This is a genomic window from Lutibacter litoralis (assembly GCF_014646675.1).
Classification (GTDB): Bacteria; Bacteroidota; Bacteroidia; order Flavobacteriales; family Flavobacteriaceae; genus Lutibacter; species Lutibacter litoralis.
Window position 1 is genome coordinate 262,885 of the sequence record NZ_BMNS01000005.1, and the last position, 21,065, is coordinate 283,949.

At 29.3% G+C, this 21,065-nt stretch carries 19 protein-coding genes; 8 read left to right on the forward strand and 11 right to left on the reverse strand.

Annotation, left to right across the window (positions count from 1 at the left end):
• Positions 1 to 6: 6 nt before the first annotated feature.
• Together IEW75_RS09580 and IEW75_RS09585 are read right to left on the reverse strand one after the other, a co-directional pair.
• Positions 7 to 1,323 (reverse strand): dicarboxylate/amino acid:cation symporter, encoded by a 1,317-nt coding sequence (locus IEW75_RS09580; protein ID WP_134246692.1) that lies wholly within the window; start codon positions 1,321 to 1,323, stop codon positions 7 to 9.
• A gap of 111 nt (positions 1,324 to 1,434) precedes the next feature.
• The gene (locus tag IEW75_RS09585; RefSeq protein ID WP_134246691.1) at positions 1,435 to 1,923 is read right to left on the reverse strand and encodes a hypothetical protein; all 489 of its coding nucleotides are present in this window, start codon (positions 1,921 to 1,923) and stop codon (positions 1,435 to 1,437) included.
• A gap of 698 nt (positions 1,924 to 2,621) precedes the next feature.
• Here IEW75_RS09585 and IEW75_RS09590 point away from each other — a divergent pair.
• Complete coding sequence (locus IEW75_RS09590) at positions 2,622 to 2,933, forward strand: DUF6787 family protein (RefSeq protein ID WP_134246690.1); 312 nt, start codon at positions 2,622 to 2,624, stop codon at positions 2,931 to 2,933.
• On the opposite strand, the gene IEW75_RS09595 is transcribed toward IEW75_RS09590, so the two are convergent.
• The 4 genes from IEW75_RS09595 to IEW75_RS09610 form a co-directional block, all read right to left on the reverse strand.
• The gene (locus IEW75_RS09595; RefSeq protein ID WP_134246689.1) at positions 2,930 to 3,205 is read right to left on the reverse strand and encodes a hypothetical protein; all 276 of its coding nucleotides are present in this window, start codon (positions 3,203 to 3,205) and stop codon (positions 2,930 to 2,932) included. The two genes, IEW75_RS09590 and IEW75_RS09595, sit on opposite strands and share 4 nt — an antisense overlap.
• Positions 3,206 to 3,295: 90 nt before the next feature.
• The gene (locus tag IEW75_RS09600; RefSeq protein WP_134246688.1) at positions 3,296 to 4,084 is read right to left on the reverse strand and encodes a Rossmann-fold NAD(P)-binding domain-containing protein; all 789 of its coding nucleotides are present in this window, start codon (positions 4,082 to 4,084) and stop codon (positions 3,296 to 3,298) included.
• 45 nt (positions 4,085 to 4,129) lie between these two features.
• The gene (gene msrA / locus IEW75_RS09605) at positions 4,130 to 4,759 is read right to left on the reverse strand and encodes a peptide-methionine (S)-S-oxide reductase MsrA (protein ID WP_134246687.1); all 630 of its coding nucleotides are present in this window, start codon (positions 4,757 to 4,759) and stop codon (positions 4,130 to 4,132) included.
• A gap of 107 nt (positions 4,760 to 4,866) precedes the next feature.
• Positions 4,867 to 5,889 carry a threonine aldolase family protein gene (locus tag IEW75_RS09610; RefSeq protein ID WP_134246686.1) on the reverse strand — a complete coding sequence of 341 codons (1,023 nt, stop codon included), beginning with the start codon at positions 5,887 to 5,889 and terminating at the stop codon, positions 4,867 to 4,869.
• Between the two features lie 126 nt (positions 5,890 to 6,015).
• Between IEW75_RS09610 and prfB the strand changes: the two genes are divergently transcribed.
• From prfB to IEW75_RS09635, 5 genes are all read left to right on the forward strand, one after another.
• On the forward strand, positions 6,016 to 7,122 hold the full coding sequence (prfB, locus tag IEW75_RS09615; RefSeq protein ID WP_134246685.1) for a peptide chain release factor 2: 1,107 nt from the start codon (positions 6,016 to 6,018) through the stop codon (positions 7,120 to 7,122).
• Positions 7,122 to 7,739 carry an HAD family hydrolase gene (locus IEW75_RS09620; protein WP_134246684.1) on the forward strand — a complete coding sequence of 206 codons (618 nt, stop codon included), beginning with the start codon at positions 7,122 to 7,124 and terminating at the stop codon, positions 7,737 to 7,739. Before prfB ends, IEW75_RS09620 begins: the two co-directional genes overlap by 1 nt.
• Positions 7,740 to 7,903: 164 nt before the next feature.
• Positions 7,904 to 10,294 (forward strand): TonB-dependent receptor, encoded by a 2,391-nt coding sequence (locus tag IEW75_RS09625; protein WP_134246683.1) that lies wholly within the window; start codon positions 7,904 to 7,906, stop codon positions 10,292 to 10,294.
• A 23-nt stretch (positions 10,295 to 10,317) separates the two neighbouring features.
• Entirely contained in the window at positions 10,318 to 10,659 is a 342-nt protein-coding gene (gene arsC / locus IEW75_RS09630) for an arsenate reductase (glutaredoxin) (protein ID WP_134246682.1), read from the forward strand.
• Positions 10,660 to 10,888: 229 nt separating this feature from the next.
• Entirely contained in the window at positions 10,889 to 13,342 is a 2,454-nt protein-coding gene (locus IEW75_RS09635) for a TonB-dependent receptor (protein WP_134246681.1), read from the forward strand.
• A gap of 57 nt (positions 13,343 to 13,399) precedes the next feature.
• Here the strand turns inward: IEW75_RS09635 and IEW75_RS09640 are convergent, their stop codons facing one another.
• Together IEW75_RS09640 and IEW75_RS09645 are read right to left on the reverse strand one after the other, a co-directional pair.
• Positions 13,400 to 13,567: a hypothetical protein gene (locus IEW75_RS09640; RefSeq protein ID WP_188704027.1), complete on the reverse strand. Its 168-nt coding sequence runs from the start codon at positions 13,565 to 13,567 to the stop codon at positions 13,400 to 13,402.
• A gap of 99 nt (positions 13,568 to 13,666) precedes the next feature.
• Positions 13,667 to 15,274 (reverse strand): fumarate hydratase, encoded by a 1,608-nt coding sequence (locus tag IEW75_RS09645; RefSeq protein WP_134246680.1) that lies wholly within the window; start codon positions 15,272 to 15,274, stop codon positions 13,667 to 13,669.
• Between the two features lie 247 nt (positions 15,275 to 15,521).
• Here IEW75_RS09645 and fumC point away from each other — a divergent pair, with 247 nt between their 5' ends.
• Positions 15,522 to 16,922, forward strand: coding sequence for a class II fumarate hydratase (gene fumC, locus IEW75_RS09650; protein WP_134246679.1), 1,401 nt, complete (start codon positions 15,522 to 15,524; stop codon positions 16,920 to 16,922).
• An 86-nt stretch (positions 16,923 to 17,008) separates the two neighbouring features.
• Here fumC and IEW75_RS09655 read toward each other — a convergent pair whose 3' ends face one another.
• A complete protein-coding gene (locus IEW75_RS09655; RefSeq protein ID WP_134246678.1) occupies positions 17,009 to 18,349 on the reverse strand; it encodes an OmpP1/FadL family transporter in 1,341 nt (446 codons plus the stop codon).
• Between the two features lie 274 nt (positions 18,350 to 18,623).
• On the opposite strand from IEW75_RS09655, the gene IEW75_RS09660 reads away from it, so the two are divergent.
• Positions 18,624 to 19,139, forward strand: coding sequence for a DUF7935 family protein (locus IEW75_RS09660; RefSeq protein ID WP_134246677.1), 516 nt, complete (start codon positions 18,624 to 18,626; stop codon positions 19,137 to 19,139).
• Between the two features lie 40 nt (positions 19,140 to 19,179).
• Here the strand turns inward: IEW75_RS09660 and IEW75_RS09665 are convergent, their stop codons facing one another.
• Together IEW75_RS09665 and IEW75_RS09670 are read right to left on the reverse strand one after the other, a co-directional pair.
• Positions 19,180 to 19,905, reverse strand: coding sequence for a Dph6-related ATP pyrophosphatase (locus IEW75_RS09665; RefSeq protein WP_134246676.1), 726 nt, complete (start codon positions 19,903 to 19,905; stop codon positions 19,180 to 19,182).
• Positions 19,906 to 20,002: 97 nt separating this feature from the next.
• Positions 20,003 to 21,064 (reverse strand): YncE family protein, encoded by a 1,062-nt coding sequence (locus tag IEW75_RS09670; protein ID WP_134246675.1) that lies wholly within the window; start codon positions 21,062 to 21,064, stop codon positions 20,003 to 20,005.
• Position 21,065 lies beyond the last annotated feature (1 nt).

Sequence of the window (21,065 nt, forward strand, 5' to 3'; positions counted from 1 at the left end):
AAACCTCTATTTTTTTAATTTATGTTTAGGATAATCATCATCCCAGTCTTTCACTTTTGGTTCGTGTAATTTCCCTATAGACTTTGCAACTAACATAGATACCGAAGCATCTCCTGTAACATTTACGGTAGTTCTAAGCATGTCTAAAGGCCTGTCTATTGCAAAAATAAGTGCCAATCCTGCTTCTGGAATACCAGCTTGACCTAAAACAATTACCAACATTACCATTCCAGCACCAGGAACTGCAGCAGAACCGATACTTGCAAGCGTCGCAGTTACAATAATTCCTAATTGGGCGCCTAGAGATAAATCCATTCCAAATGCCTGCGCAATAAAAACAGCAGCAACAGCCTGGTATAAACTTGTCCCGTCCATATTAATAGTAGCTCCAATTGGCAATACAAAACTACTTACTTCTTCATCAACTCCTAAATGCTCTGTAACTCTTTCCATAGTAACGGGCAATGTAGCCGCACTACTACTTGTTGAAAATGCCAATAATTGAGCTGGTGAAATTCCTTTTAAAAATGTTGAAGGATTTTTTTTGATTATAATCCAAACAATAATATTATAAAAAGAAATCATCATTAACAATCCTAAAACAACTGTAAAAGCATACCATATTAATGCTTTAAATAAATCTATAGTTGGAGATTCTACAACTAAAGCTGCTAATAATGCAAATACCCCATAAGGTGCTGCAAGCATTATTAAATCAATCATTTTTAATATAACCTCATTAAAACCGTCAAAGAATTTTTTTACTGGTTTTGATTTTTTATTAGGAATTAAAATTAACCCGATTCCAAAAAATATTGCAAAAAATATTACTTGAAGCATATTCTTATTTTCAGATGCCGCGCCAAAAATATTATCTGGAACAATATCTACAAGTGCCTGTAAGGGGCCACTATCTTTTTGTTTATAAGCTTCTTCTTTATACTTTGCAGTATCGTTTGTGTAATTTTCTACTAATTCTGATCTGGTTTGTTCAGATATTGAATTACCTGGTTTTATAACACTTACTAAAAGTAAACCAATTGAAACTGCAACAACTGTGGTAATTAGGTATAAACCAATTGTTTTACCTCCCATTTTAGATAATTTTGAAATATCTTTTAAATCAGAAACTCCTTTTATTAACGAAGCTAAAATTAAGGGTACTGCAATTAATTTTAATGAATTTATAAATATTTTACCAAAGGGTTTTATCCAGTCTTGTACAATTTCTTTTCCACCATCAAATTGAGTCATTAAAATTCCAACCACTACTCCAATTACCATTCCTAAAATAATTTGCCAATGTAATGCTATTTTTCTCATTAAAAAGTTTTAAAATTTAGGGGAAGATAAAAAATCCATGAAAACATTCATACCATTTAGGTATAAAAAAAGCACATGAAGTGCTTTTATTATTAATTAACTGACTTTATATTAAAATTGATACCTAAGAGACAATGCTAAATCTAGATCTGTATCTTTTCCATAATCTCCAATAATTCCAATTTCTGGTCTAAAATCTAATGAAATCAAAAAAGGAGCATCAAAATTGTATTCAATTCCAACATTACCATCAGCATTTATAAATAAGCCATCATCATTATCTCTAATAATGCCATTACTATAACTCCAAGATCCAATTCCTGCACCAAAACCAGCGTACCAATTAAAACCTTGCTCTATATTCCAAACCCACTGATAAATTCCAGAAAGTTTAAAAGCATCATAATTTTTATGATTTCTATAACCTAAATCTACTTCTAACCTTTTATTCGATTCTAACTTTTTTTGATACGATAGTTCTCCTCCAAAACCATCGTTATCTCCAAATCTAATCCCAAGAGCATGTTCAGAAATTTCTTGTGCGCTCATACAAAACATTCCACCTAATAATACTGTTACAACTAATATTAATTTTTTCATAATATTTATTTTTTAATAATTATATAATCTTTTAAAACAAGATTTGTTCCATGAAAAGGACAACGTTCATTGTAAAATTTTATTATTAATGTGACTTATTTATAATTGTTATGTCAAACTTTATGTAATTATTTATTAAATTAGACGAAGTATTAATTAATTTATTAAAAACAATATGTCAGGAATTTAGATTTATTAAACAGTGACCTTGGTAAAACACTCACTTAATGATGGTGCTGGAATATTAAAACATGTTTTTAAAGGTAAAGAACAAAACGTTACTTAAGCTGTTAATAAAAATAGCGGTATAGATATAGGTACAACTATAAATATTTTAAAAGTTACTGGTCCATAGGTTATGGAAGCTTTAGGTGAAGAAACACGTCAAAAAGGTCTTGCTGATCAAAATGAAATTGGAGATTTATTAGGTTGAATGCTTGGCGGTGCCTCTCAAAATCAATAAAGTTTAGTAACTCAATTATTAAATGCTGATGGAGACGGAAGTGTAATAGATGATGTGGCAGGAATGCTTTTAGGAGGCAATAGTAAAAAGAAAGGTGGACTTGGCGGACTAATTGGAGGTAAATAGATTTGTAACTATATAACAAACAGAGGTCAAGCTATAAAGTTTGACCTTTTTTTATGATTAAATTTTCATTGTAAAATTAAAATGTATTTTTGCAACGAAATTTTTATAAATGGAGAAGTTAAAAAAACGTTGGGGATTAAAATCAAACTTTCAAATAGTTCTTATACTAATTGTTTTTGCTATAAATGGTTCTTTTGCAGCTTATATTGCCAAACCTCTTACTGAATTTATTGGATTAGAAAAAGCAACAACAAATCCTTGGATTTTTTGGCCTATTAGAATTTTACTAATATTTATAATTTATCAAATTACGCTCCCCTTAGTTGGTTTTTGCTTCGGACAGTTTAAATTCTTTTGGAATTTATTTACAAAAAAAATGTTGATGAGAATGGGTTTTAAAAGTTTTTTTAAAGAAATTTAATCCTTTTTTTCTTTTATAATTAGGTATTTGTAAATCCATGTTAAGGTAAATGTTGGTATAAAATCTGTACCAAAAAAGCCAGCTTCTTCAACTAAGGAAACAATACTAGCTACTTTTCCTTCAGTTCCTTTATACATTTTATAGATAAAAAAAGCTGATGCTGGTGCCCAAATTATATCAAAAAATTCACCAATAATTGGAATTATAAATGACAACATCCCAATACCATCAAATAGTAATCCTAACAATAATAACTTGTATTTTTTTTTCATAAATAAATATATTCTTTCTAATTTAATAACAATTAGGATGCCAGTTTTAGTTTATATACTCGCCTAAATAAAATATAAATTATAAATAAATCAAATATCGTAACTACCGTAATTAAAACTCATTAAATCACTGTATTTAAACTTATAGTTTAATATTGATTTTATCTTTTCGTTTGATATAATTTTAAAAACTGTGTTTTCAGCTTTAGCAAAAACAGGTGGTTCGTTTCCTAAATCTGCTTTGGTTTTTATATAATACGCTCTTCTTGTTGGATGTGTATCTGCACAGGCATTAAAAATTGTATTCCATAAATTAGTTTCTATAATTTTTTCTAAGATTGAGATACAGTCATCTTGATGAATCATATTTACAAAACCTTCTGGATTTGGAATTGTTCGGCCGTTTTTAAAAAAATTACCTGGTTTTCTATCGTAACCAAACAACCCTGCAAAACGCACTATTGTAGTATCGAATGCTTTGTTTTTTATTAAGAGATTTTCAATAGCAACTAAAGGTATATCTTGAAGTTCGGAAAACTCATTAACAACATTATTATTAGAAACATACACTGAAGTTGAACTGATAAATAACACCTTTTTTACAGGTGATTTTTCAATAAATTGTATTAATTTTTTAAAACCCTCAATATTTTTTGAAGGTAAAGCTACTATTAGAATTTCAGAAGTTAAAAACTCTTTAATTTCTATAGCTATATTTTCTAATGAAATTAAAAATGGACTAATTCCTAAATTTTTAAATTCATCAAATTTACTTATTGAAGTTGTAGATCCTTTTACCGAAAATCCGCCTTCTATTAATTTAATTGCCAAAGGTTTTCCCAACCAACCACAGCCTAAGATACTTATATTTTTATTCATTGTTTAAAACTTGATAATTTACCTAAATTTTAACAAGACTGCTCCTTATTTCTTTATTATAGATTTAAACTGTTTTAGAAATTTTTCTAATTTAGGATTTATAACAGCCACACAATAGCCTTGTGTTTTATTATTATTGTAATAATTTTGATGGTAGTTTTCTGCTATATAAAAAACATCTAATTTAGTAACTTCCGTAACAATTGGATTTTCAAATACCTTGGCTTCAGAAAGTACTTTTATAAATTCTTCTGCCTCTTTCTTTTGTGTTTCAGAATTATAAAATATGGCTGACCTGTATTGTGTACCAACATCATAACCTTGTTTATTTAATGTTGTTGGGTCGTGTGTACTAAAAAAAACTTCAAGAATTTCAATAAAACTTATTTTAGATGTATCAAATTTTATTTGAATAGCTTCGGCATGTCCTGTTCTACCCGTAATTACTTCGTTATAAGTTGGGTTTTTTAGAGTTCCTCCAGTGTATCCTGAGGTAACACTTTCAACACCATTTAATAATTGAAAAATAGCTTCTGTACACCAAAAACAACCATTTGCAACGGTTGCAGTTTCTATAGTTGTCATTGATTTTGTATTAGTAAGTTTAATAGATTGCCCAATTACTGATATAATTGAAAAATTAACAATAATTAATGCTAAAAAATATTTCTTCATTTTTTGTATTTCGATATAAGTCGAAGAATATTTTATTTAATTACATCGAATTGAAAATTAATTTTCCTGGAAATTGATTTAACCTTTTTACAATATTTCTAATTTATTTAAATATGTTCAATAGTATGTACTAAAGACTCTAACATCTCTTCTTTAAAATCTAAATGTGTCACCATTCGTAATTTTCCTTGTCCCATAGATATTAATCCAATACCAGCATCATTTAATCTACTTATAAAATCCTGTTCGTTTATGGAATCTATTACATTAAAAATTACAATATTAGTCTCAATAGGCTCAACATTTTTTACCAATGCACAATTTTGAAGTGCAGCTCCAATAATTTTTGCTCGAGTATGGTCAATTGCTAATCGGTCTATATGATTGTCTAAAGCATAAATTCCTGCGGCAGCTAAATAACCAACTTGACGCATAGCTCCTCCAAAAATTTTACGAACTCTTAATGCTTGTTCTATTTTAGATTTTGAACCTATTAATAACGAACCAACTGGTGCTCCTAACCCTTTTGATAAACAGATTGAAATAGTGTCAAAAACTTCCCCATATTGTTCAGGGCTTTCTTTTTTAGCAACCAACGCATTAAAAAGTCTTGCACCATCTAAATGCAATGCTAAATTATTTGTAGTACAAACTTTTCTAATTTTTAAAATCTCTTCAAAATCCCAACAAGTCCCACCTCCCTTATTAGTTGTGTTTTCTAAAGCTACTAACCTAGCATATGGTGTATGAATGTCTGAACGACCACCCAAAACAGCTTCTTGTAACTGTTTTGCTGTAAAAGTTCCTCTTTGCCCATCAATTAAATGTGATGTTACTCCAGAATTAGCTGCGGCTCCACCTCCTTCATAATTGTAAACGTGAGCATATTTATCGCAAAACATTTTATCTCCATGATGCGTATGAATTTTAATAGCAGTTTGATTTGCCATAGTACCTGACGGGAAAAACAAGGCATCTTCCATACCAAACATTTCAGCTATTTTATGTTGTAATTTATTTACCGTTGGATCAGATTTAAAAACATCATCTCCAACTTCTGCTTCCATCATTGCTTTTAACATTCCCTTGGTCGGTTTTGTTACCGTATCACTAATTAAGTTTATTTGCATTTTTTAAATTTTAATAACTCAAATATAGTGACTAAAATATTGTTGTTAAAATTTATTCAATATGTATTTAATTAATTTTTATTGTTTAAAAATGAAAGGTTATTTTTGTGTATCTTAAACATTGATATGATATCAAACGAACAACTAAATAAATTACAAGAAAGAATTAACAAGTTAAAAACTTACCTTGAAATTGATAAAAAATTAATTGAAATTTCAAACGAGGAAGAAAAAACTGCAAATCCAGATTTTTGGAACAATCCAAAAGAAGCGGAAGTTGTAATGAAGGATTTACGATCTAAAAAGAAGTGGGTAGAAGATTTTGAAGCCATTAAAACTTTTTTTGAAGAAACTTCTATTCTATTAGACTTTTACTCTGAAGGAGAAGCAACCGAACAAGAAGTTGAAAAAGTATATTACAAAACCATAGAACTCCTAGAAAATTTAGAATTTAGAAATATGCTTTCAGAAGAAGGTGATAATTTAAGTGCAGTACTGCAAATTACAGCTGGTGCTGGTGGCACAGAGAGCTGCGATTGGGCAATTATGCTAATGCGTATGTATTTAATGTGGGCTGAAAAACAAGGCTTTAAAATTAGAGAACTCAACTATCAAGAAGGCGATGTTACAGGAATAAAAACTGTTACCTTAGAAATTGATGGTGAATTTGCTTTTGGATATTTAAAAGGAGAAAACGGGGTGCATCGTTTGGTTAGAATCTCACCTTTTGATAGCAATGCAAAACGCCACACAAGTTTTGCTTCAGTGTATGTGTATCCACTTGTAGATGACAGTATTGAAATAACAATTAATCCTGCAGATATTGAAATAATAACTTCACGTTCTAGCGGTGCTGGTGGACAAAATGTAAATAAAGTTGAAACAAAAGTACAACTAACACACAAACCAACTGGTATTCAAATTTCTTGTTCCGAAACTCGCTCACAGCACGAAAATAGAGATAGAGCTATGCAAATGCTAAAATCTCAATTGTATGAGTTAGAACTTAGAAAACAACAAGAAGCAAGGAGCGATATTGAAGCTGGAAAAATGAAAATTGATTTTGGTTCTCAAATTAGAAATTATGTAATGCATCCGTATAAATTGGTAAAAGATGTTAGAACATCTTTTGAAACTGGTAATGTAGATGCCGTTATGAATGGGGAAATAGATGGTTTTATAAAAGCGTATTTAATGCAGCAAGGACAAGTAGATGATACAAATGAATTGTGATGAACACAAAAATTGATACCCTAATATTTGACCTTGGAGGTGTTCTAGTTGATTGGAATCCACAGTATCTATATCGAAAAATATTTAATAATGATGAACAAAAAGTAACATGGTTTTTAAATAACGTGTGTACTCCCGATTGGAATGCAGCACAAGATGCTGGTAGAACTATTGCAGAAGCTAATGCCTTAAAAATAGTAGAATTCCCTCAATATGAAAAAGAGATTTTAAGTTTTTATGAGCGATGGGAAGAAATGTTTTCTGGACCAATAACAGAGAACGTAAAACTTTTTAAAAAACTAAAAGTCTCAGAAAACTATAAAATTTATGCATTAACAAATTGGAGTGCAGAAAAATGGGATAAAGGTGTTGCGTTATTTCCTTTTTTCAAAGATTTTGACGGAGTTGTTGTTTCCGGTCAAGAAAAAATGAGAAAACCCTTCCCAGAAATTTATAAACTTATTTTAAAAAGATATGCTATCACTCCAATAAAAACTATTTTTATAGATGATAATATGGAAAATATTGTAACTGCAAACTCTTTAAATATTAATGGAATTCATTTTACAAAAAATTTAAGCTTAACTCAAAAATTAAATTCATTATTAAAAAACTAAGCTCATTAATTAATAATTAGATCATTAGGATGTACATAAAACGTAAATAATATTAAATAAATGGTGGGTATTTATTAATATTTTGTATTTTTGAAATTATGAAAAACTAATTTATTATCTTTTTTTAGCACAAAAAATTGTTATGTTTAATAAAAAATCATTTTATGAGAAGAATATTGTTATTACTAATCATTTTAACCCCACTAATTAATTATAGTCAAACTTTAAAAAAAGAAACATATACAGTAACAGGTAAAATAATTGATGGCACTACAAAAAAAGCCTTAGAAGATGCTACTATTATATTTAAAGATCTCGATTCAAACACCATAAAATACGGTGGAATTTCAAATTCACGAGGTAAATTTTCAATTGAAATAGAAGAAGGTTCTTACAATATTACTGTTGAATTTATTTCATTTAAATCAAAAAAAATTAATATTACAAAAATTAATAGAGATTTAAATATTGGTATTATTGCGTTAGAGGTTGATATTGAATTTTTAGAAGCAATTGAAATTATAGGAGAAAAAAGAGCAATTGACTTAAAACCAAATAAACTAATTTATAACGTTGAAAAAGATATTGCTGCAGCAAGTGGTGTTGCTACAGATGCGTTAAATAATATTCCTTCTGTTTCTATAAGTCCTAATGGAAATATTACCGTGCAAGGACAAGGAAATGTTCATGTATTAATAAATGGAAAATCATCATCTCTATCTAGTGCGAATGCTTTAAAATCGCTTCCTGCTGGTGCCATTGAAAATATTGAGGTAATTACAAATCCTGGTGCTAAGTATAGTAGTTCTGCATTAAGTGTAATAAATATAATATTAAAAAAAGGTAAAGATGAAGGGTTAAACGCTTCATTAACCGCTACAGCTGGTTTCAAAGATTATTCTGGTGGATTGTTTACCATCAATAATAAAGATAAAAATGTAAATTTTTACATAAACGCATCTTATAATCATAGCAACCCTATAACAACGTCGTCTTCTCAATCAGAATATTTTAGTAATAATAGTACCACTTCATTTTTAAATGAAAACATTGAATCTAATAACAACACAAATGCTTTTTATGGTACAGTTGGTGCTGACTTTTACTTATCAAAACAAAGTACTTTAAGTACAAGTATCAATTTTTTGAATACTACTATCAAAAACAATACCTTAACAACTTCTGAAATTTTTGATGCATCTTATAATCCAGTTGAATTAAATGATAGAACTCTTTTAAGAAATTTTGATAATGAAATGGTAGAGTTTGTTGCTGATTTTACACATAATTTTAAAAAGGAAGGTGAAGCTCTTGCAACTTCAATAACACATACAAAAGATTCAGATAAATTTGATGATTCTATTAACAATACAAATTTAAATTTTACTGACGAAAACTCTATTGAAAAGAATAAATTAACAAATACTTCCATAAAATTTAAATACACAAATCCAATAAGTGAAAAATCAACCTATACTTTTGGTTTTAAAGGCGATTATATTAAATTACCATTTAAATACACCGCCTCTACTTTAATGAATAATATTGATTACAGTGAAAATGTAAATGCCGCTTATATAGAATTTGAAAATCAATCTGAAAAGTTTTATTATGGCATTGGATTAAGAGCAGAATTTATTGATATGAAGGTTGATTATTTAAGCTTAAGTAACTTACAAAAAAATAATTTTGATAAAGTTTTACCTTCGGTTTATTTAGAATATAATTTAAACGATACAAAAAGTTTATCATTAAGTTTTTCTAAAAAAATGTTGACTCCTTTTTATGATCGATTAAAACCTTTTGAAGAAAAATTTAGCGAAACATCTGCTTTTATAGGTAATCCTAATTTAAAACCAATTTATGTAGATGATTTTAACCTAGGCTTTGCAAGATTTGGAAACAAAATTACATTTTTACCAAGCTTATTCTATCAAATTTTTAATGATTATTGGCAAGATGTAACTTATGAAACTGGTGAACAAATAAATGGAGTAAACAAAGTTATAACAACACCTGTTAACTTAGGTAAATTAGATTATTACGGTCTAAATATAAATACTACTTTTAGAGCAAATAATATGTTGAGTTTTACAAGTAATATAAACATTTATAATCTTGATCAAACTGGAACTTTTACAACCGTAAATAACGCAAATGAAACTATTATTTTAGATTATAATGACAATAGTACAAATGGTTCATTTAGTTTATTTACACAGATAAAAATACCTAAAGCATTTAATTTTCAACTAAATGCAAAGCATACTTTAAAATCTGTTGGCTCCTATTCAACTAGAAAAGCATATACCTACGCAAGTGCTGCTATTAACAAAGATTTATTTAACAGTGATGCCTCTTTAAGCTTAAGAGTAGATGATTTATTTTTATCTAATGAAACCAATAGAGATAGATTTAACACTAATTATTTTTCAAAAAGTTTATTTAAAAATAAATACCGTACTATATTACTTTCTTTTACTTATCGCTTTAACCAAAGTAAAAAAGACAGAATAATAGATTTTGATAAAAAAGATATTAAGCCTACCTATTAATTGTTTATTTTTGAAAAAAATTAATTATGAAAATATATCACAATCCAAGGTGCAGCAAAAGTAGACAAGGTTTAACTATTTTAGAAGATTCTAAACTTGATTTTAAAACAATAAAATACTTAGATACTCCTATTTCAGAAGAAGAATTATCTAATATTATTAAATTATTAGATATTTCTCCTATAGATTTAGTTAGAAAAAACGAAGCTATCTGGAAAGAAAATTATAAAGGAAAAGAATTATCTGAATCTCAAGTTATTACTGCAATGGTAGAAAATCCAAAACTTATTGAAAGACCCATTGTAATTAATAATGGAAAAGCTGTTATTGGTCGTCCACCTGAACTCATAAAATCTATTTTATAAAATTTAAGTTTTTTTTAACAGCATAGAATAAGCTTAATTCCCATCTTTTCTGAAATAAAATTCTTTAAAAATATTATAACACACTGATTTATCACATGTTAAATGAATATTTCAAGAACTCATACTGTTTAACTTAAATTATATTACCTTAAACAAACGTTAACACTAGTTAACACTAAAAGAGTTAATACTAACCTATATTTGCACAGTATTAACTAAAAGATAATTCATGAAAAATATTGTACTAATAATTTTACTTAGTTTATGTGTAAACACATTAATTGCTAAAAATCACGAACCTATTGAAAAGATTTCTATTATTGGAAAGGTGATAGATAAAGAAACTCAACAACCACTAGAATATGCAACTATTGTAATAAAATCTTTAAAGGATGAAATTATAACCGGTGGTATAACAGATATTAATGGCTTGTTTGATGTTCGAGTTCCTAGGGGATTTTATAATATATCTATAGAATATATTTCTTTTAAAACTTTTACAATTTTAAATCAAGAAATTAAACAAACAACTGATTTGGGTGTAATTTCATTAGAAATGGATGCTCAAGCGCTAAGTGAAGTTGAAATTATTGCAGAAAAAAGTACTGTAGAAATTCGTTTAGATAAAAAGATTTATAATGTTGGAAAAGATATGACTGTAAAAGGTGGTTCCGCCTCTGATGTTTTAGACAACGTCCCTTCCGTAACTGTTGATGTTGAAGGAAATGTAAGTTTAAGAGGAAATGAAAATGTTAGAATCTTAGTAAATGGAAAACCATCTGGTTTAGTTGGTTTAAGTGGTACAGATGCATTAAGACAATTACCTGCCGACGCAATTGAAAAAGTAGAAGTTATAACAAGTCCATCCGCTCGTTATGATGCTGAAGGTACTGCTGGGATATTAAATATTATTCTACGTAAAGGAAAAGCACAAGGTTTTAATGGTTCCTTATCTGCAAATGCCGGAGATCCAGATAATTTTGGAGCATCTATTAACCTAAATTATCGTACTAATAAAGCTAACTTTTTTAATAGTACAGGATATAATTATAGAAATGCTCCAGGAAATTCAAGCAACAGCACAACTTATTTCAATGAAAATGGAAGTATTTCGAGTTTTAGAAATGAAAAAACAACCTACGAAAGAGAAAATAATAGGTTTAATACAAGGTTTGGTGTAGAGTATCTTTTAACTGATAAAAGCTCCTTAACTGGTACTGTACTTTATAGAAAATCTGATGGTGAAGATATTGCTACAAATATTAACAACCAATTAGATGCTAATAATAATCTAAATAGAACATATCAGCGTGTTGAAGAAGAAGATGAAGTAGATGAAACTATTGAATATTCTCTTAATTTTACTCAAGATTTTAAAACAGATGGGCACAAACTAATTTTTGATTTTCAGTATGGAAAAAGCACTGAAAATAGCAATGCTTTCATTTCTGATTTTGACACCTTCCCTAATTTCTTAGAAAACAATCCTGAAAGAAACAATACAGATGAAGAATCTAAAGATATTTTAATAAAAGCAGATTATGTGTTACCAATAGGAGAAAATGCACAATTTGAATTTGGTTTTAAAGCTGATTTAAACGAATTAACAACCGATTATTTGGTTGAAGATTTTGATGAAAATACCAATCAGTTTTTTAATAATACCAATTTCTCTAATACATTAAATTTTGAACAAGATGTATATGCGATCTATTCTCAATATGGAAAAAAAATAAATAAATTCTCTTATTTACTAGGATTAAGAGCTGAAACTACTGATAGAAAAATAAATTTGGAGCAAACTAATGAAAGTTATGATAAAAATTTTACTGAGTTCTTTCCAACAGTTAATTTAGGCTTAGAATTTAATGATTCTGAAAGTTTAACATTAGGTTATAGCAAAAGGTTAAGACGACCAAGAAGTTGGTTTTTAAATCCGTTTGAATCTCGTACAAGTGAAACATATATAAGAAAAGGTAATGTAAATTTAGACCCAACGTATACAAGTTCATTTGATTTAGGCTATTTAAAAAGATGGGATAAATTCACCTTAAATTCTTCAATTTATTACCAACATGCCATTAATAATATAGATTGGGTACAAACGGAAGATGTTAGAGATATTGATGGAGTTCCAACTTTGGTAATAATTAGAAACCCTATTAACCTTAGCTCGCAAGATCGCTATGGATTTGAATTTACAACAAACTACAACCCTTTTAAATGGTGGAGGCTTAACAATAGTTTTAACTTTTTTAAATCTGTTACTGATGGTGAATTTAATAATATTAGTTACGATTCTGACGATGTTAGTTGGTTCACTAGAATGGTATCTAGAGTAACTTTACCAGGAGAAATAGATTGGCAAACAACTGGATTTTATATGGGACCATCTGAAGGAGCCCAATCTAAAAGAGACGGTATGTTAATGGTAAATTTAGCTTTTAGTAAAGATATTTTTAAAGAAAACGCAACAGTTTCTTTAAACGTTAGCGATTTATTTAATACACGTAAAAGAAAATCAACAAGTTATTCACCAACAACAGAATCTGTGGGTGAGTTTCAATGGAGAGAACGTCAAATTATGTTAAATTTCACATATAGATTTAACCAGAAAAAGAAACGAGAAAGATCACAAAGTGGCTATGATGGCGGCGGTGAAGAAGAAATGTTTAAAGCATAAAACTAAAAAAAGGGCAATTTAAAAATTGCCCTTTTTTTATATATTAAATACCAAAAATTACTTTTTAGGTATTGCTCTGCCTTCTTTTCTATATTTCCAAGATTCTTTAAAATACCCTATTAACCAATAAGGAATTGCAAATGTCAACAAAAATATCATTAACCAAAATCCCATTGTAAAGATTGTTAAAAATACTAAAAAACCAGAAAATTGAGATAAATCCATAACTTTTAATTGTAAATGTTAATTTTTACAAAAATAATATTTATTTTTTATTAATAACAGTACTTTTTAATTTTATTTTTTAAAGATAATTTTGGTTGATTATTTAAAATCTGCAAAAAAATCATTTCCTTTATCATCTACCAATAAAAATGCTGGAAAATCTTCAATTCTAATCTTTCTAACAGCCTCCATTCCTAATTCTGAAAAGTCTACAACTTCAACAGATTTAATACTGCTTTTAGCCAAAATTGCCGCTGGCCCTCCAATAGAACCAAGGTAAAAACCTCCATTTGCCTTACAAGCATCTGTTACTTGCTGTGAACGGTTTCCTTTTGCTACCATTACCAGGCTACCACCTGCTTTTTGGAAAGCATCTACATACGGATCCATTCTACCTGCTGTTGTTGGTCCAAAACTACCGGAAGCCATTCCTTTAGGTGTTTTAGCTGGACCTGCATAATATACTGGATGATCCTTAAAATATTGAGGCATCTCTTCACCATTAGCAAGCATTTCACTAATTCTTGCATGTGCCATATCACGAGCAACAATTAACGTTCCTCTTAAACTAAAACGTGTTTTTACAGGGTATTTTGAAAGTTCCTCACGAATTTTATCCATTGGTTGATCCAAATCTAACTCAATAGCATCCTTTAAGTGTGGTGCTTCTTTTGGTAAAAATTGTCCTGGACTCTTTTCTAATTCTTCTAGAAAAATTCCTTCTTCTGTAATTTTACCTTTTACATTTCGGTCTGCACTGCAACTAACCCCAAGTCCAACTGGACAAGATGCTGCGTGACGAGGTAAACGAATAACACGAACATCGTGCACAAAATATTTACCGCCAAATTGTGCTCCTACTCCACTTTCTTGACAAATCTTTGTAATTTTGTCTTCCCATTCTAAATCACGAAAAGCTTGACCGCCATCGTTACCTTCAGTTGGTAAGTGATCTAAATAACCAGCCGAAGCTTTCTTAACTGTTGCTAAATTCGCTTCAGCTGAAGTTCCCCCAACAACAAATGCCAAGTGATAAGGAGGACAAGCAGAAGTTCCTAAATCCATAATATGTTTCTTTACAAAGTTGGTTAAATTCTCTTCTGTCAATAATGACTTAGTCATCTGATATAGATAAGTTTTATTACCAGAACCACCACCTTTTGTTATAAATAAAAATTCATATTTATTACCAGTTTCAGCATAAATATCTATTTGTGCAGGAAGGTTAGTCCCTGAATTTTTCTCTTTTAACATTGTTTGAGGAACAATTTGAGAAAATCGAAGATTATCAGTTTGATACGTATTAAATACTCCTTTTGAGATATATTTAGCATCATTAACACCAGTATAAACATCTTCTCCTTTTTTTGCAACACAAATTGCAGTTCCTGTATCTTGACAGGTTGGCAATTCTCCAGCTGCTGCAACCATTTGATTTAACAACATTGTATAAGCTACAAAACGATCGTTATCTGTAGCTTCTGGATCTTTTAGAATCGTTTCTAATTTTTTTAAGTGAGAAGCACGTAAATAAAAGGATACATCATGGTATGCTGCTTGAGAAAGTAACTCAAGGCCTTCCGGTGCAACTTTTAATATTTTTCGACCATCAAAATCTACTACAGAAATGTGATCTTTAGTTAATAAACGATATTTTGTAGAGTCCTTAGTAATAGGAAACGGTTTTTGGTATTTAAATTCAGACATCTTATATAATTTTATTGTAATTCAATTTTAACTCGTACAAATATACAATTGATGTAGAAAATAGTTATTAGAAAAAAGATTTATTTATCTTAAATTATCACAAAAACAGATTTAGAATAACTCTTTTTTAAAGATATTTTAAATGAATTTTAGAGTTAAATTTCATGCTGATTATAATATTTATAATTAATGCTTATATTTAAATGAAAACTAGAAATAGCTCTATTAAAATAATAAATATAATCTTATGAAATATAGAATAGAAAAAGACACTATGGGTGAAGTTAAAGTTCCTGCCAATAAGTATTGGGGAGCACAAACTGAAAGGTCTAGAAATAACTTTAAAATAGGACCAATAGCTTCAATGCCTATAGAAATTATATATGGATTTGCCTACTTAAAAAAAGCTGCAGCACATGCAAATTGTGATTTGGGAGTGCTTTCTTCAGAAGAAAGAGATTTAATTTCAACTATTTGTAATGAAATTTTAAATGGAAAACACGATAATCAATTTCCGCTGGTAATTTGGCAGACTGGTTCTGGAACACAAAGTAATATGAATTGTAATGAAGTTATTGCAAATCGCGCACATGAATTAGCAGGAAAAGTTATTGGAGAAGGCGAAAAAACAATTCAACCAAATGACGATGTTAACAAATCTCAATCAAGTAACGACACGTTCCCTACTGGAATGCATATTGCTTGTTACAAAATGCTTATTGATGTTACTATTCCTGGAATTGAAAAATTAAGAGATACTTTATTATCGAAATCTAAAGAATTTGAAAGTGTTATAAAAATTGGTAGAACACATTTAATGGATGCAACGCCATTAACGCTTGGTCAAGAATTTTCTGGTTATGTTTCACAATTAAATCACGGATTAAAAGCCTTAAAAAACACACTCCCTCATTTAGCTGAATTAGCTTTAGGAGGAACAGCTGTTGGAACAGGATTAAATACTCCAAAAGGGTACGATGTTTTAGTTGCAAAAAAAATAGCCGAATTTACAGGTTTACCTTTTATTACTGCTGAAAATAAATTTGAAGCTTTAGCTTCTCACGATGCTATTGTTGAAAGTCACGGTGCGTTAAAACAATTAGCAGTTGCTTTAAATAAAATTGGAAACGATATTAGAATGATGGCTTCTGGGCCGCGATCTGGAATTGGAGAATTAATTATTCCTGCAAATGAGCCAGGAAGTTCTATTATGCCTGGGAAAGTAAATCCAACACAATCTGAAGCATTAACTATGGTTTGTGCACAAGTTATAGGGAATGACGTTACAATCTCTGTAGCAGGAACTCAGGGACATTATGAATTAAATGTTTTTAAGCCAGTAATGGCAGCAAACTTTTTGCAATCTGCACGTTTAATTGGTGATGCCTGTGTTAGTTTTGAAGAAAATTGCGCTAGAGGTATTGAACCTAATTTCATTAGAATTAAAGAACTGGTAACTAACTCTTTAATGTTAGTAACGGCTTTAAATACCAAAATAGGATATTATAAAGCTGCAGAAATTGCAAATACTGCACATAAGAACGGAACAACTTTAAAAGAAACAGCTGTTAAATTGGGCTATGTTACTGCTGAAGAATATGACGCTTGGGTAAAACCATCAGATATGATTGGTACGTTAAAAAAATGATCCTGTTTTAAAATAGCTTTATAAAGAAAGACCTGATATTTAATATAAATATCAGGTCTTTTGATTGTTGTAATTTGAAAATAATACTATTTAGTAAAAGTATAAGATAATCCTACCATTATCATATCTGTAGTCATTTCATAACCTACTTTTGATCCTGGAATAGCACCATAAGGGTTTGAAGCAGAGGCCATCATTGGGTTTAAAACCTGTCCTTCTGTTTTTCCATCACTTGATCCGTGGTGGTACACTCCGTTTAAAGTAAAATTATCGTTAAAGTGATATCCAAAACCTAATTGAAATGCATTTGCAATAATTGCAGTTGCTGGAGTTGAGAAAAATGCTAATTCTTCATCAATTGGATTGCTACTATATGTATAACCAACTCTTAATGGTAATTTTTCAATTCCTTTATACTGTAAACCAACTGATATAATGTTAATGTTTTTCCAACCAAAACCTGCTACAGACCCTGTTTGTGTCCATCCTTTTTCTGCAAAACCATCAGTATTTTCATAATCTACCATTCTGTAATCCAATGCAAAATCTATTGTTTCGTTAGAATAACCAGTACCAAAAGAAAGAATAGCAGGATAATCCATATTAAAACTATTAGAAGTTTTTTGGTTATCTAAATGCGTATTTTCAAATTCTAAATCGCCAAATGATTGTGTAGTTTTATAGGAAGCCCCTAATTTAAAACCTCCATCAGATTCATAAAATAAACCTACTTGTCCACCGAAGCCTATTGCAGAAGCTTTATCACTTATTCCATAACCAGCAGCAGTAGGACTGGCAGTTGGATTTGGAGCTAATTCTAGTGCTCCATAATTTAGTGTTGGCTCAATTCCTATTGAAAAGTTATCTGTAATTTCATATGCCCAAGTTACACCAATCTGTAACAACATATAATCAGACTCTAAAAGTCCAAATCCCATTGCTTGTTGAGGGTAATTAATTGGGTTTGAGTTTTCCATTGGATTAAAACTTGGACTTAAAGGATTGTTCGCTTCTTCTGGAAAAGTAACTCCAAATCCGCTAATACCAAAGGCTGAAACACCAAAGGTATGTTTACTATCTTCATTACCCCAAACCATTGCTAAAGCAGGCATTGGAGAAACACCTCTATCATCTTTAGTAATACCTGAAACAGAAGGAGCTCCAGCACCTAACATTCCTGCAGGTAAAGTAGCGCTTAATTCTGGTGAAGAAAAGAAGATTCCTAAATCAAAATTTATAATTTTACTATTAAAGGTTGAAATTGAAGCTGGATTCCATTGTAAAGCTCCACTTATATCAATTGGTTGTGCTGTTGCAGCTCCACCCATAGACATATTGACAGATCCTACTCCCTGCATAATATGTCCTGCCTGAGAAAAGGTAGCTGTTGTAAATAATAAAACTGCTAATCTTAGTAAATTTTTCATAATATTGTTTGTTTATTAGTTTTGAAATAATTGTTTTGTCTATATTTTAATACTTACAATTAATTTAAAACAAAATTATATCGTTAAATAACCATAATTGCTGATAATTATCATTAATATCAATTTGAAATGTAATGATTGTTACATATAATATGTAGACGTTCTAGTTTTTATAAAATTTCAACCAATAATTAAAGATATTATAATTTTATCTAGTTAATTGTATAATTCTTTTAGTAAGTCTATTTTTGTAGCATATTTAAACAAAAGAAAATTGGAAAAAATTATTGAATTATTGACATACACTATTCCTGCTATTATAACAGGAGCCGTAGCTTATTATTTTTTTATGAATCATACGAACTTTGAACAACAACGAATAAAACTAATGTTGTTGAAAGAAAATCAGAAAGGTTCTCTACCAATAAGGTTGCAAGCTTATGAGAGAATGACTTTATTTTTAGAGCGTATCAATCCTGCAAAATTGTTATTAAGAATTACGTCCATAAATAACGATAAAGAAGCGTATGCTTTAAGTATTATAAACACTATTGAACAAGAATTTGAACACAATTTATCTCAACAAATATATATCTCAGAAAAATGTTGGAGTGTAATTATTGCTTCAAAAAACGCAACAATTCAGTTAATAAAACAAACTGAATTAAATGAAGAAGTTAAAACTGCTCAAGATTTACGTGAAGCAATCTTAACAAAAATGTTAGAAAATACCTCACCTTCATTAACTGCTTTGGCTTTTATTAAAAATGAGGTTAAAAGTTTTATTTAAGCATTCACTTTTTGTTCTTTTTAAAAAGTATTGGTTTAAATTAAACTGGAATTAAATCACAAAAATGAAAACCTAACGACTCATCAGGTACATTTTTAAAACAACTATCATTTACTTTAGGTTTTGCATATTCTCTAAATGTTTTTTCACCCAATTCAAACTTAATAGGGTTTTTAAAGATTGGACCATCAAAAACGAAGGTGTGAAATTCTCCATTTTCACCGCAAGGATCTACATTTTTAGGTAAGTCTTTTAAAAAGTCTTTATCTAAAACTCTTCCTACAAAATCAGTTCCCATTAGTTCTGCTTTACAACAAACAACCATTGTTTTAAAACCTAAATCTATAAATTCATTTACAAGTTGTGTCGTGTCTCTTTTCCACAACGGAAAATTAGCTTTTAAACCAACTTCTTTTAGTTTGTTTTCACGATATTCCCTTAAATCTTCTAAAAAGATATCGCCGAAAATACTATGTGTTATTTTTTCTTTATTGATTTCTAAAAGCTGTTCCTTCATAATAGCATTATAATCTTCCATTGAAGGAGATTCTGGCAATAAAATCCTTTTTATTGGAATGCCTATTTCCTTCCCTTGTGCAGTTAGCAATTCATTTCTTACACCATGCATAGAAATTCTATCATATTTCGAATTTACAGTAGTTACCAAATTTGTAATTTCAAACTTTTTTTCTTGTAATACATGATACAATGCCAAAGCACTGTCTTTACCACTACTCCAATTAAAAATTGCTTTGTGTTGTTCCATTTTTACATATTTATTTAAAATTTAAAACTCGTTTAATATTTACATCAACTGTTGCAAAATTAAACGAGTTTCCTCTTTTTTAATAATTTTTAAATACTTAATTAAAGTATATTTTTGACGCAGAAATTGGTGCTGCAGCTGAAATAGTTTTTTCTTTAGTTGCTAAATTATAAATATCTAATTTACTTTCTTGCGAAAAACTAGCATCTAAAATAAATAAACTTTCATCATTTACTTCCATACCATAAAGGTAAGCTGCTTCAGTATTAATAAATTCAGTAGAAGGTAAACTAGAATCTGAATTACCTAATTTAAAAATTTTACTTCCTAAATTATAATACATATTAGTACCATGTGTTACTAACAATGTAGGATTTAATCCTTCTGGAAAAACTATTTCTTCATCAATATTATTTGTTGAAGTATTAATTTTTGAAATAGCACTTTGTGTTTGTCCAATAACATTCCAAGAACTATCATAAATTGTATTACCCTCAGACAACACAACTAAATGACCTGAATTGTCAAAAAATAATTCGTCTGGATTATCTTTCACTTCAATTTCTAAAGTGGCTTTCGATGCAATATCAATTACAGTTACTTTATTATTGGTAGTGTAAGCTCCTTTATGAGACACATATAATTTACCATCTTTTGTAACAATTCGTTCAGGTCCATTACCAACAGGTATAGTACTAGTTACAGTATAAGAATCTAAATCAATTATAGCCACATAGTCGTCAGTTGCATCACTCGTACTTCCCCAATTTGTAGCATAGCCCATACCATTAGCCACAGTCATATATCTTGGATTTAACAAACCTGTATTAATTGTTCCTTTCTTTAAAAAAGTATATCTATCAACAACCGTTATTGTGTTAACGTTATCCACTAGAATATATGCATTACTATTATCAAAAGCTATTGACTGCAAGTAATGACCTAAATCTTCATTATTTACTTTTTTATAAATTAAGCTTTCTGTTGTAGCATAATCATCCGATACGTAATAAACAGAACCATTCGCTCCACCTTCACCACTTATAATAATTCCGTTTTCATAATCACCTTTTGGCAATTCTAGTTCATCGTCATCATCACACGACACGAATAGTATACTTAGTAAGAACATGCTAAGTAAAAATTTACTGATTTTCATA